Source organism: Glaciecola sp. XM2, assembly GCF_018595715.1.
GTDB lineage: Bacteria > Pseudomonadota > Gammaproteobacteria > Enterobacterales > Alteromonadaceae > Glaciecola.
In genome coordinates this window covers 492501-505559 of the sequence record NZ_JAHEOJ010000020.1, presented here as the reverse complement: position 1 = coordinate 505559, position 13059 = coordinate 492501, and the positions used below count along the sequence as shown (strand labels likewise).

General features: G+C 45.4%; 10 protein-coding genes. 4 read left to right on the top strand and 6 right to left on the bottom strand.

Going from position 1 to position 13059, the window contains the following annotated elements; translation table 11 throughout:
• Window positions 1-216: 216 nt before the first annotated feature.
• The 3 genes from KJ365_RS06880 to KJ365_RS06870 all read left to right on the top strand — a co-directional run bounded on the left by KJ365_RS06880 (window position 217) and on the right by KJ365_RS06870 (window position 6082).
• The gene (locus KJ365_RS06880; protein WP_214450883.1) at window positions 217-2916 is read left to right on the top strand and encodes a TonB-dependent receptor; all 2700 of its coding nucleotides are present in this window, start codon (window positions 217-219) and stop codon (window positions 2914-2916) included.
• A 138-nt stretch (window positions 2917-3054) separates the two neighbouring features.
• Window positions 3055-4980 carry a phytase gene (locus tag KJ365_RS06875; RefSeq protein ID WP_214450882.1) on the top strand — a complete coding sequence of 642 codons (1926 nt, stop codon included), beginning with the start codon at window positions 3055-3057 and terminating at the stop codon, window positions 4978-4980.
• Window positions 4981-5305: 325 nt separating this feature from the next.
• Entirely contained in the window at window positions 5306-6082 is a 777-nt protein-coding gene (locus tag KJ365_RS06870) for a substrate-binding periplasmic protein (RefSeq protein ID WP_214450881.1), read from the top strand.
• Between the two features lie 59 nt (window positions 6083-6141).
• On the opposite strand, the gene KJ365_RS06865 is transcribed toward KJ365_RS06870, so the two are convergent.
• Window positions 6142-6483, bottom strand: a complete 342-nt coding sequence (locus KJ365_RS06865; RefSeq protein WP_214450880.1) for an MGMT family protein — start codon at window positions 6481-6483, stop codon at window positions 6142-6144.
• A gap of 203 nt (window positions 6484-6686) precedes the next feature.
• Here KJ365_RS06865 and KJ365_RS06860 point away from each other — a divergent pair, with 203 nt between their 5' ends.
• Window positions 6687-8165: a methyl-accepting chemotaxis protein gene (locus KJ365_RS06860; protein ID WP_214450879.1), complete on the top strand. Its 1479-nt coding sequence runs from the start codon at window positions 6687-6689 to the stop codon at window positions 8163-8165.
• Window positions 8166-8191: 26 nt separating this feature from the next.
• Here the strand turns inward: KJ365_RS06860 and kynU are convergent, their stop codons facing one another.
• The 5 genes from kynU to KJ365_RS06835 all read right to left on the bottom strand — a co-directional run bounded on the left by kynU (window position 8192) and on the right by KJ365_RS06835 (window position 13044).
• Window positions 8192-9460 (bottom strand): kynureninase, encoded by a 1269-nt coding sequence (kynU, locus tag KJ365_RS06855; RefSeq protein ID WP_214450878.1) that lies wholly within the window; start codon window positions 9458-9460, stop codon window positions 8192-8194.
• Window positions 9461-9465: 5 nt separating this feature from the next.
• Window positions 9466-10320, bottom strand: a complete 855-nt coding sequence (locus tag KJ365_RS06850; protein ID WP_214450877.1) for an alpha/beta hydrolase — start codon at window positions 10318-10320, stop codon at window positions 9466-9468.
• A gap of 72 nt (window positions 10321-10392) precedes the next feature.
• Window positions 10393-11127, bottom strand: a complete 735-nt coding sequence (locus KJ365_RS06845; protein ID WP_214450876.1) for a HugZ family pyridoxamine 5'-phosphate oxidase — start codon at window positions 11125-11127, stop codon at window positions 10393-10395.
• Between the two features lie 11 nt (window positions 11128-11138).
• Entirely contained in the window at window positions 11139-12008 is an 870-nt protein-coding gene (locus KJ365_RS06840; RefSeq protein WP_214450875.1) for an ATP-binding cassette domain-containing protein, read from the bottom strand.
• Window positions 12001-13044: a FecCD family ABC transporter permease gene (locus KJ365_RS06835; RefSeq protein WP_250884060.1), complete on the bottom strand. Its 1044-nt coding sequence runs from the start codon at window positions 13042-13044 to the stop codon at window positions 12001-12003. Before KJ365_RS06835 ends, KJ365_RS06840 begins: the two co-directional genes overlap by 8 nt.
• Window positions 13045-13059: the final 15 nt, after the last annotated feature.

Here is a 13059-nt window from a genome sequence, read left to right as displayed (position 1 = left end):
AGAAGCTCGTATTTTTACCAATAGACGCGTATCTCTCGGGGTCATCCTGCCTAAGCAAGGGGGTCAAAATAGCTCATTGCAAGCTGAACATAGCAGATTAAATCATGTTGAGCTTGCGTGTCGTCATCATGTCAAAAATCTGTCAATGAAATGTCATATTCAACACTTAAGTTTGCTCACCTCAACATATATGCAACTCACTTTTAGGACATTTTTATGCGCTTCCCATTCAATAAATTATCGATAGCCTTAGCAGCATGTTTGGCGATATCGCCCATGACCAGTATTGCTCAAGAAACCGGCACTATTTTTGGAAAACTCGTTGATAAAGAAAACGAACGAGTGTTCAGTGGCGCAAAGGTAGAAATAAAGTCGTTAAACCGCACGTCTATGACTCGCTCAGACGGCACCTTCAGGTTCCCAAATCTGCCTGAGGGAGAATACGAACTGACCATTACCTACGTGGGCGCTCAAGCAATAACGCAGCGCATATTGGTCAAGCAAGGCGAAAACATCTTGCCCGACATTGTGCTGCTCGCTTCCGTTGAGGCAATGGAAGAAGTCATTACACGCGGACAGAGAAGCGGTAAAGCTAGTGCGATTAACCAGCAGCGAAATGCTAGCAATATCGTGTCGGTTGTATCGTCCGACGCAATCGGTGACTTTCCTGATCAAAACGCAGCTGAATCACTTCAGCGATTACCTGGTGTTTCAATTGAGCGCGACCAAGGAGAAGGCCGATTTGTTGGCATCCGCGGTATTGACCCGAACCTTAACAGCGTTACCATTAACGGATTAAGTATTCCTTCACCCGAAGCAGGCGTTCGCTCGGTCGCTCTAGACGTTATTCCCTCTGAATTAATTCAAAGCTTAGAGGTGTCAAAATCGACCTCTGCAGATATGGATGGTGACGCAGTGGGCGGCGCAATTAACGTAAAAAGCATTAGCGCCTTTGATAGAACGCAAGACACAACCATTATTTCTGCGCAACTGAGTCAAAATGATTTGCGAGACGAGTTGTCTCCAAAAGCGTCGTTTACGATTACTCGTTTACTTAGCGATACACTGGGCATTGCTGCTGCCGCATCCTATTTCAAGCGTGACTTTGGTTCAGACAATATTGAATCCAATGGCGAAGATGAAGTTGAGCAGCGTCATTACACCATTACCAGAGAGCGTTTAGGCGCGGCAATAAACCTAGATTATAGACCGAACTTCAATGATGAATACTACCTGCGCTCTTTGTTCAGTGAGTTTGCAGATGATGAACTGCGCCTAGCAAATGTATATACCCTAGATGGCGAAGACTCATCAATAGAACGCGAAGCGAGAGACAGAGAAGAAACCCAAACCATCTTTACTATCTCAGCCGGTGGCGAGCATCAGCGTGACCAATGGTTATTTGATTATCAGCTTGGCTATGCAAAATCTGATGAAGACCAGCCAGCAGCGCTAACGCATTTGTTTGCCTCAGACAACGACAGTATCGACGCGAACCTATTGGAAGTCATACCCACGATTACGGCCAATGCCGACGTTAACGATTTAGGCGCTTTTGAACTTGATGAGATTGAGTTTGAAAATAGCTTAGCAGAAGACACAGAGAGCAGCTTCCAGCTTAACGTAAGCCGTCTGTTTAACAATTCTTCGGGTTTGAGCATGCTAAAAACCGGTTTCAAATATCGTGACCGCACCAAAGAGGCCAATGTGCTTGCTAATATTTTTGGTGGTGATTTTGATGATATTGACCCAACACGTTACGCAACGCAAACACCTGACTACGGGCTTGGTGATTTTGGGCCAGGTCTAAACAAAGACCTTTTACGCTCTGATTTTAACGACCAACGAAGTGCTTTTGAATTAGAAGAGTTCGACTCACAAATTGCATCTCAAGGTGCTTCGTATGAAAACAACGAGGACATATTTGCTGCCTACGTATTAAGTGAATTCACATGGGACAAACTCACCCTTGTGGCTGGTGTGCGCTACGAACAAACTGATTTTAGTACCTCTGGCGTGCGTATAGAGCTCATCGAAGATGAACAAAACGACGTTGAAGAGCTTGTCAGCACACCCATTCAAATAGAAAAAGACTATGACAACCTTTTATTTAGCGCCAACCTTCGTTATGACTACAGCGACAAGATTGTGCTTAGAGGTGCCTTCTCACAAACAATATCAAGACCTATTTTTGAGCAATCTGCCGCATTTCAAATTATTGAGTCGGTGACGCAAGAGGATGACGGAGAATTTGTAACCGAGCGCGAGGCAGAAGTGGGCAATCCAAATCTTGAACCGCTTGAGTCTAATAACTTTGATATCAGCGTTGAATACTACCCAGGCGAAATTGGCGTCTTGTCTGCGGGGCTATTTTACAAAGAGATTGACAACTTTGTGGTCTTTGCAGATGTCGCTGGCATTGGTCAATTCGAAGGATTTGATGAGGTTGTGCAGCCCATTAATGGTGAGCAAGCCACATTGACGGGCGTGGAATTATCATGGGTCAAGACCTTTGACAACGGGCTTTTAATATCGGCCAACGGTACCTTTAGTTCGTCAGATGCGTCAACACTGCTCGACGGAGAGCGTTTTGACACCGATTTGCCTAATCAGTCTGACACCATCGGTAATCTCACAGTCGGATATGAAGATAAAAACTGGTCACTGCGCTTAACCGGCGCATACAAAAGCGAAAACTTTGAGGAACTCGACGGTGACTTCTTGTTGTTTGAAGATGATCACTTGCAAATCGATTTCTCAGGGAAATACTTTTTCAACGAGGATCTCAATGTTTACTTCAACATCATCAATATCAGTGACGAACCTTTTTACACTTACTTTAATCAACGCAATGCAAACGCGCAATTTGAAGAGTATGGACGCACCTTTGAAGTAGGGTTCCGTTGGCAGCTATAACGACGCTTGAGTGGTTCGTTCGCTAGCCATAATGCACAAAATGGCTGCAAAAGCGTTTTAATGCTTTTGTAGCCGCACTGAATTCATTGAGCATGCATTTGCCATGCTCACACACTATACAAAGGTTTACACAATAATATGAAAACTCATTCTACACTCACTTTCTACTTGTTATGCGCATTGCTCGCAATAAGCCTAAGCGCTTGTTCGAGTGCAACATCGCCAATCGAAGATGCGCAGGTACAAGCCAACATAACTGAGATGCAGGTTACGGGAGAGGCTGCCTACCCTGTCAATACTGACAATGGCATTCATTGGTTAGTTGCGAGCGCATCAGACGGGCTAAAATGGCTAGATAATAAAACCGATACAATTAGCTCATTAGACATCAGTTCTGTAACCTTGGATTGGCGTTATATAGGCACTAGCAATCAAGACATCTTGATAGCGGCGCTAGATTATCAAACAACAAGCGTGCACTTGCTTCACCTTGATACAAAAAGTGGCACGTTTACACAGATGCTCGAAATACCGGCGGTCTTAGCAGATATTGAAACGGTGTGCTTGGCCAATCATGCAAACCAACTCACCCTATTTACGGCAGATAGTCTTGGCGTTGTTGAGCAAAGCGCGATTATACTTAGGCAAGAAAGCCCGCTTAACGGCGCCTCCACCATACCAATTCGGCGCTTAAACGTAGGTCCAAATCTTTCGCATTGCTATGTCAACGATGAGAGTAACCGACTGTATGTGGGTGAGGAAGAAACGGGTATATGGATGTACGATGCCCATCCAGAAGCTGAAAATGAGCGCACTTTTATTCCATTTGCAAGCCAGGCTGAAATTGAAAGCTTTTCAGTTTTTCATGACCAGTTAGTCATAAGTGTTAGTCCAGATGAAAACCAGATTTGGCTCTCTGACATTCGCGCGCTCGATAAGGTTGAGCACAGCGCGATCGGCTTGGATAACGCCATAAGCCTTGCAAATATTGCCATGGCAAGTACCGATAACAATATTGTTTTAGGCGGCTATGATGAATCACAATCACGCCTTTATCGCGTTAGTTTCGACATGTCACCCGAACATTCTAGCCAGATAACCAACCCAAAACTGCCAGCAGATGCCACCTTTTATGCAAACGCACAAACCCACCCAGTAAATCGATTTGGTGATGCCGCGGACGATCCAGCAATTTGGTTAAACAACGCGGCCCCTGAGAAAAGCCTCGTATTTGGCACCGATAAAAAATACGGATTGAACGTATATGACTTATCAGGAAAGCTCGTTCAAAGCCTCGCCTCTGGGCGTATCAACAATATCGATATTCGAGGTAATATGGCGGTTGCGAGTAATCGCACCTACCAGTCAATGACGTTTTTTAATATCGACGAAAGTTCTGGTCTGGCGTCTGAATTAGCAAATGTGCCAACCCAGCTAAATGACGTATATGGCCTTTGCTTATATCAAAACGACGAGCAATTAGAAGTTTTTATTAACGACACTGATGGTCGCTTTGAGCACTACGCTGTTGAGCAGTCGCAAGGTGAGATAAGCGCTCGTTTATTAGATACATTTAACTCAGATAGTCAGCCCGAGGGATGCATTGTTGATGACGCCACTCAAACGCTTTACTTTGGTGAGGAGTCTACAGGCGTTTGGGAAAAATCATTAGCCCAGCCTAAATTACCTGCCGTATTAATTGCAACGGTAAACGAACGCGTTAATGCTGATATTGAAGGGATGGGTATTTACATGGTCGATGGTGAAAAGTTTCTCATCGTATCTAGCCAAGGCAACAATCGTTTTGCGGTATATGCGATTGAACGCAACAACCAGCTGATTGGCGTGTTCGACATAGGCGTTAATTACGAATTGGGCATAGACGCAGTATCTGAAACCGACGGGCTTGAAGTGATAAGCACGCCATTGGGAAACAACTACCCAATGGGCTTGCTGGTGGTGCAAGACGGCAGGAACGTCATGCCACTTGAGCCTCAAAACTTTAAACTGGTGTCAGCAACGCAGCTATACCGCTTCATTAAGGGTCAGATAGACACGAAATAAATCGGTTTGCGCACACTATGTCAGTTCAACAAGGGCATAGTGTGCATAGCTGTTGACTTATGTTTTAAATATTAAGTTGATCATGTTACCGCTAAGACCACAAAACGCGGCAATACAAGCGAAATGAGCAATATTGCTTACACAGCTGAAAAATATAAACGTTTGTAAGCAATAGGTAGCTAAACAATACGCAAAGTAATTGAAGCGCCATACCTACACTTTCATAGTGACGCGTTGAAAACTGCTGAATCGATAAGTTAGGTTGAATTATGTTGAACAATAGCTGACTATAGACCACTAAAGCCGTTATTTATATTTGAGTTCCATGAACCTTTCTGTCACCCAACGTGTTTGCTTTGCTTATCTGCTTTTGTTGGGCTCTGCATTTAGTTTTGCATCCAACCCAGCAGTGGAAAGCTCCGAACTGCAATTCTATACACATTCAGTTCGTAACGCTGTGGTCGAAAATGACGACGGCGAGCTTGTTGGTGTGGAAAATGGTGGCAGGCGAGCTCTCGATGTAGAGATTGTTAGATGGATAATGAACGACTTAGGCATTGCAAACAATATGCAAGTTGTGCCGTTTAGGCGTGGTTTGCGAGAAGTACAGACCGAGGATAACATTGTGCTTTTCAATGTATTAAAAACCGAAGAGCGACAACGTACTATGCAGTGGGTTGGTCCGCTCGATAGCTACCGCTCATTCTTTTATGAGTCGGTAGAGCGCCCAACGGGCATAACATCTTTAGAGGATGCTAAAAATGTCGACCGTATATGCGTACTCTCCGGCAACGTTCAGCATTCACACTTGCTTAAAATGGGGTTTGATAACTTAGTCTTGGCGAACTCCTATGCGCAGTGCGCCAAGCTACTTTTGCACGGCAGAGTCTCATTATTACCAGCCAGCGAGAACCTCCTATCCTTAAACTACGACGGTTTTGAAAGATTGAGACGCACGGGAATTGTCATTTACAAAAATGAGGGCTATTTGGGCCTATCAGCAAACATCTCTGAGGCTGTTGTTGAGCAAATGCAAGCATCATTAGACAAACTCAAAGGTAGTGAGGATTATCAGCGCCTGCGCCTTGAGTATTCGAATTAAAGTCATTAGCCCTTTTATGGACATACCGACACGCTCGCTTGCATAGGCAGATGCGCTGCTTAAAACTCCAAATCTTGCAGTAAGGTGAGCATATCAGGTTGCCATTGAAACGCTTTTAGCTTAACCCGATGGTTGATCACCGCCACGTTCTCTTCTTGCAATTTTCCGATTTGAAGCTGCGCCAAGTCACTCCCTTTTGCAAAGGCTATCTGGCCGTTACTTCTAAGCACCCGATGCCAATTCACCTGCATGCTTTCAGGTACATGCCCAAGTGCTTTTCCAGTGAGACGTGCTCTACCGGGTAAACCGGCTAAGTCGGCGACTTGACCGTAGCTTGCCACTTTGCCTTTAGGAATAAGATTAACCACCTTAAATATGGCTAGGTAGTGTGGATTATCCATAGCGGCTTAAACTTTAGTATACAAAAAGGGCACTAAAAATACCTCTGTAAGTCAATAGACATCTAGGTTTGCATCTAAATTAGCTTTTTATTCATGAACTTACAAGCGCTAGCCCATCTAACTATTAACCACAAAAAAAGTAAGCCGATACCTTCATATAAGATATTTTAATACCTTCCCTATAAAACAATGGTGGAAAATATATGAATTTACCTTGGATTGACAAAGGCAATCAAATTTACCGCGGCGTGTTGATATTTCAATTTATACTAACGCTTGTTATCGGTTTTCTAACAGACTCGTTGCTGTTAGGCGGCATAGTCGGTGCGGTCATATTGGCCTTGCCGCTAGCACTTTTTGCATTTGACAAGCACGCAGCATATACCCGCCACGTTGCCGTCATCGCCACGCAGTTATTTGCGGCGCTGCACATACAACAAAGTATGGGCGCAACTTATATGCATTTTGAAATTTTCGCGGTGATGGCAGTGACAACTGTGTATCGCGACTGGAAGGTTGTGCTCTCAAGCGTTTTGGTAGTGGCAATTCACCACATCGGCTTCTTCTTTATGCAATTGAGCGGCGCGCCTACCATTGTTTTTGAAAGCGGCGATTTACAATTCTCAGTGTTGGTCATACATGCCCTGTTTGCCATCGCAGAAGGCATTATTCTTGGCTTTATGGCAGTCCAGGCACGTAATGATGGCGATGCTGCGCAAGAGCTTTCTGAAGCAATTAGTACCATCATGAAAGACGAAGGCAAATTCAATATCAATGTAAAAACGTCAAATAAAACACAGAGTTTACAAGAGTTTTCAAGTCTCATTGCAGCCTTCTCTGACTTTATAGGGCAGACCAAACAAGTCACCAGTTCCATCTCAGACATGTCAGATGAAGTTGAAGCGCTTGCGAGGAATGTAAAACAGGCAAGCTTTGATACTAGCGGACAGGTAACCACGATTGCCGCAGCCACAGAAGAAATGACAGTGAACAATACAGCAGTTGCTGAAAGTGCACTCGGTGTTGCTGATTTATCCAAAAAAGCCAAAGGCGCCACTGACAAAGCCAAAGTGGCCGTTGAAGAGTCAAATAATGAATTATCCATATTGCAAGGTGACTTAGCGCAAACGTCGGGTGCAATTGGCAATCTTGCTGAAAAGTGTTTTCAAATCGAAAGCGTCATGGCGTCAATTAAGGCTATTTCTGAACAAACCAACCTGCTTGCACTTAATGCAGCGATTGAGTCAGCGCGGGCAGGAGAGCATGGTAGAGGTTTTGCCGTGGTGGCGGATGAAGTTAGGCAACTAGCTATGCGCACAAAAGAAAACACCGAACAAATCAGCGATATCACCGCGACCTTGATTACTGAATCTAAGCAATCGGTTGAAAATATGCAGCAGTGCGTATCTAAATCGCAAAATGTATCGAGCTCGTCAAATGCTGCAAAAGAGATGATTGATACGGTTGTTGAGCATATCACCTCAGTCACGCAAAACATTGATTCTGTCTCTAGCGCCATTAAAGAGCAATCCATCGCGGCGACCGAAATCGCCAAATCCACGGGCTTGTTAGATAATACCTCACAGTCTTTGTCGGAAAACTCTGAAGCGACCGAGCGCACGTTCACCGCATTAAAAGATGAAATCGTCTCACTAGAGCACCAGCTCACCCGTTTTGTATAAAAACGCGTAAACCTATGCAATCGGTATCAAGTCACGGCATGTTTGACTTGATACTGAGCTTGCATGTAGGTTTTATCTTCCATCACTTGTTTTATCCTTGTCACCGCATCGAGCAAATCGACATGGCTTAGGAATAAGGGCGAAAAGCCAATTCGCAGAATATTCGGCGCCCTAAAATCTGCAATCACCTTATTATCAATTAGCGTTTGGCAGATCGCGTAGGATTGATCGTGCGCATACGCTAGCTGACTGCCTCTAATCGCCGTATCGGTTGGACTGACTAAGGTAAAGTCTTGCTCGCTTAGATACTGTGAAAACGCGTCTTGAAAAAACTGCGTCAAACTTATCGATTTTTGTCTAATTTGTGCGGGCTTGATGCCTGAGAATATGTCTAACGCAGCATCTAAAATACTCATAGATATAACCGCAGGCGTGCCGGCTAAAAAGCTTTGCATACCATCACCCGCTTCATAATCGTGAGTAAATTCAAAGGGCCGTTTATGCCCCATCCAGCCAGATACCGGTTGCTTAATATTGCCAATATGCTTTTGTGCCGCATAAATGAACGCAGGCGCACCGGGGCCACCATTTAAGTATTTATATGTGCAGCCAACAGCAAAATCGACTTCACATGCGTCAAGGTGCAAGTCTAAGGCGCCAGCACTGTGCGCCAAATCCCATATGACTAATACGCCTTTCTCGTGGGCGGCTTGGGTAATCAATTGCATATCGTGGATAAACCCAGACCGAAAGTTAACGTGGGTAAGCAGCAAAACCGCCGCGCTGTCGCCAAACTCTTCAATGCTCTCTAAAATCGCCTCCGGCTCTACACTCACAAGCTCACATCGCGACTGACCCAATATATCGCTTAGGCCCTGAACCATATACAAGTCAGTAGGAAAGTTATCTTTTTGCGAAATCACGAGGCGCCTAGATTGGCTTTTTTGTTGCTGGATTTGCAAGGCAGCGCAAAGCACCTTCGTTAAATTTACAGAGATAGAATCACACGCAATCACCTCAGAGGGCTGGGCACCAATTAGCGGTGCGATTTTTGCCCCCACTCGCGAGGGCAAATCAATCCACTGATGCTTATTCCAGCTGGTAATTAAATCCTCTCCCCACTGCTGCTCAACCACTTCTCGCGCCCTGTGCTTTGCTTTGATGGGCAAAGGACCTAGCGAGTTACCGTCTAAATAAATACAGTCATGTGGTAACGCAAACTCTTTAATGAGATGTGATAACGGGTCTTGTGCGTCGAGCGCTTGTGCACGCTTTGCTAAATCAGTATTAGCCATAACATCTATTGTTCCAAAAGAGATAAGACTAACTTAAACGCATGAGTGTCAGGATGGATCCAATCAAAATGCCCTGCTTGCTCAATTACCCTTGATTGTGCCTGTGGGTGAAACGTAAAATTTGGCGGTACAATAGTGTCTTGGCCACCGGCTAAGCTATACACCATAAGCTTTTCATCAAAAGATACATTCAGCACGTTTGCCGCTTCATACTTTGCTGCTTGCTCACTTACCGTGCCTCCCATAAAGGCTGGTGCTGCGCTTTGACATGAATTATTACCCATAGCGTAAGCAGAAATATCAACAATAGGGGCTAAGCCCAATACTTGAATACGACTGTTTGAAGGCAACCTTAACGCATTTATATCACCAGCCGCCAGCATGCCAAGATGCCCACCAGCACTGTGCCCGAGAATGCTAATATTCGACAAGTCGATTTCGTTGCCTTTTTGCTGATTGAGCGCAGCAATCCCTAAGCGAATATCTTCAAGTGCGACGGGCCACTGGCCACCATTTCCGCTGCGGCGATACTCGATGTTCCATACAGCATACCCTTCATCTGCCAGCGCAGACGCCATCCCTTGGGTATGCGTAATATCAAACTGTGATAGCCAACATCCACCATGCACCATCACCACCACCCCTTGCATCGATTGAGAGGGGTTTGCCTGCCAATACCACACCTTTTGTTGCGTATCTTCACCATAGGCTAACACCTCGGTGGGCGCGGTAAAGGGCACCTCTAACACAGATGAGTAGGTCACATTGTTGAGTAAATGAGCGTCTTTTTGCAGTGCGGTACAACCGCCTAAAAGCGCTAATAAAGAGAATAAAACAAAAAGATGTGTAAAACGTGACATAGGATTCAAAGCAAAGTAACACGGGAGATGGAGCATGCCACTTTGCCGATCCTAGGTCAAATGCATCAGCGACTAAGCAGGTTCTAGCTGCTCGGCTCTGGCCGCCTTGGTTAAATCCACCATCGCCTTGCGCACATCATACTGGCGCCCAAGCGGCTTGATAAACTTTATGAAACGCACATGATGCTGGTAATTAACATGAAAGCCTTCTGCGGTGCAGCTTAACATTTTCACTTCGCCATCTTTCGCGTGAGACGCGGTAACATGATTAAAAATTTCGGCCAGTGCATCACTGTGGTCATCATGCATATGTTCAATCACGCCAGCAGCCTGTTTGCCCATTTGCGGGATATTCTCTTGCCAGTCGGACTGACTAAACCAGTAAATTTCGCCAAAACCACCGATGTAACGCACACGCTCTGTGCGCAAGAGATAAAAACGAAAGTCGTGGGCTTTTACGTAGGCTCTCGCTTGTTCAAACAAAGCAAAGTAACGCTCCTGTAGCGCTTCACTTACTTCGTCGGCCATGGCATGGGCCAATATTGTGACCCGGGCACTGGCTTGGCTGTCGGCTTTCGCACCGTCGTACACACATAAACTAACATGAGAGTTGGCTTTCATGTTTCGCGAATGTTGCGCAATGTCTGACGCATAAATAACAATATCGCCCTCTTCGGTCATCAAATATGGCGTTACCGAACCGAAAGGAAACCCTTTTACCGATAGGCTCTGTGTAGCAAGTACGCCGCTGTGTTGCTCGCGCATTAACGTGCGCGCCTGATGAATATGTTGGGATTTATCGCTCATAAATAGACTCCTTAATAGCAAATATCAACGTGAAAAATGGATTGTGAATGAGGTTTCTTTTGCAGCAACGTACGCCGCTTATTCTGCTTTGTGGATGCAGTTGAAGGCTCAATTAAGTTTGCATGTGGCTGATACAAATTACCGTGTACATCGAAACACGTATTGAGCATGGGTTCGACAAATACTTGCTCAGTTGAGCCGGCTGCAAGCACACTGCCTTCTTTTAAAAGCACCATGTTGTCTGCGATGCTGGCCATGGCATTGATATCATGATCAATCAAAACTACCGTGCCGCCTTGCGCTTTAAAAGCTAATAAAAACTGATACAAGCGTTTGGTTTGTTTGATATCCAAGGCACTAGCTGGCTCATCTAATAATAAACACTTATCTTGCAGCGGAGCGGATAACGAGCCAGCATTGCTTGGGTAAAGCTGTAAATACGCCCGCGTGAACTCAATCAACTGCGCTTCGCCGCCCGACAAACGCGCCATATCTTGTTCAAGCAAGTGCAGTATTTGAAAATCACTGCATGCTTGCTGAAGTGCAGCGAAGGCATCTGATTCGGACTCACAAAGATGTTCGCGAGCAAGTAATAAGTATTCAAAAACAGGTAGGCTAAACGCAAGTCGATGATGCTGCGCAACGAAGGCGCGCTGCTTGGCTAATTCGTTTAGGCTATAGTGGCTTAGTGGCTTGTGGCAAAACAAGATGTGCTCTGACTCTACTGGTAACTCACCTAACAAGGCATTAAACAAAGTGGATTTGCCTGCTCCATTCGCGCCGATGATGGCGGTTATGGTATTGACTTCAAAACTCACATTAATATCTTTAAGCAGGGCTTTGTTGCCCACTCGATAGTGCAAATCACGACATTCAAACATGAGAAAGCTTCCTTTTTTCACGAACGATTAAATACAAGAAAAACGGCACGCCAATTAACGAAGTAAGTAAGCCGATAGGTAGTTCAGCAGGAATAATCACCGTGCGTGCAAGGGTATCTGCGATGGTGACAATGAGTGCACCACAGAGCACACTGGTGGGTAAAAGCACGCGTAAATGCGCCCCAACCAACATGCGACAAATATGCGGTACCACCAAACCAACAAAGCCAACTATGCCGGTAAAGCTTACGCAAACTGCCACCACAAGGGCGACTACCATCAATGATTGTACTTTTACTTTGCCCACATCTACGCCTTGAAACTTAGCTTGTTTTTCGCCAGTGCTGATGAGCATTAAGGTGTGCACGCGCCTGATGAAGAACATCACTGCAAAGCCAACGACGAATGCGCTGAGCACAAAAATACCATGGTCGATACCGGCGTAGCTCCCCATGCTCCAAAAGGTAATTTGTCGCAGCGTTGCATCATCCACCAAGTATGTAATAAAGCCTAACAAGGTCATCGCGCCAGCATTGATGGCAACACCGGCAAGTATCAGCATAAGCGTATTAAGCCCGCCTTGACCACTGGCAATTTTGAGCAGTAAAAATAGTGATAGCGACGCACCAATAGCCGCTAGAAACGGAATGAACCCTGTTGCTAAAAAACTCGGTAACCATGGAGGCAATGCTGATGTGCTGATGAACAAAAATCCCAACGCCGCAAACAACGCTGCGCCCGACGATACGCCAATCAACCCAGGATCTGCCAATGGATTGCGACAAAGCGATTGCAGTACCACGCCACAAAGTGCCAAACCAGCTCCGGTAACTAAAGTCATACCAATGCGCGGTAAGCGAATTTCCCAAAGCACCTGCTGTGCAAGCATGCTTTGTGGGGTGTGTGACAGATCAAACAGCCAAGCACTTAAGGTATCGTAAAGTCGGATATCCAATGCGCCACTGCTCGCGGCCCATAAAACCACCACAGGTAGGGTAAACCCGCACAAAAGCATAAACCGCTTTTGTTTAAACATGTTGCGCCGTGCGAG

What these genes read in the sequence shown, in the direction of transcription:
- KJ365_RS06850 (WP_214450877.1), bottom strand. Translation starts at nt 10,320, where the DNA reads ATGTCACGTTTTACACATCTTTTTGTTTTATTCTCTTTATTAGCGCTT.
- KJ365_RS06865 (WP_214450880.1), bottom strand. Translation starts at nt 6,483, where the DNA reads ATGGATAATCCACACTACCTAGCCATATTTAAGGTGGTTAATCTTATT.
- KJ365_RS06875 (WP_214450882.1), top strand. Translation starts at nt 3,055, where the DNA reads ATGAAAACTCATTCTACACTCACTTTCTACTTGTTATGCGCATTGCTC.
- KJ365_RS06840 (WP_214450875.1), bottom strand. Translation starts at nt 12,008, where the DNA reads ATGTTTGAATGTCGTGATTTGCACTATCGAGTGGGCAACAAAGCCCTG.
- KJ365_RS06845 (WP_214450876.1), bottom strand. Translation starts at nt 11,127, where the DNA reads ATGAGCGATAAATCCCAACATATTCATCAGGCGCGCACGTTAATGCGC.
- KJ365_RS06880 (WP_214450883.1), top strand. Translation starts at nt 217, where the DNA reads ATGCGCTTCCCATTCAATAAATTATCGATAGCCTTAGCAGCATGTTTG.
- KJ365_RS06870 (WP_214450881.1), top strand. Translation starts at nt 5,306, where the DNA reads ATGAACCTTTCTGTCACCCAACGTGTTTGCTTTGCTTATCTGCTTTTG.
- KJ365_RS06835 (WP_250884060.1), bottom strand. Translation starts at nt 13,044, where the DNA reads ATGTTTAAACAAAAGCGGTTTATGCTTTTGTGCGGGTTTACCCTACCT.
- KJ365_RS06860 (WP_214450879.1), top strand. Translation starts at nt 6,687, where the DNA reads ATGAATTTACCTTGGATTGACAAAGGCAATCAAATTTACCGCGGCGTG.
- kynU (WP_214450878.1), bottom strand. Translation starts at nt 9,460, where the DNA reads ATGGCTAATACTGATTTAGCAAAGCGTGCACAAGCGCTCGACGCACAA.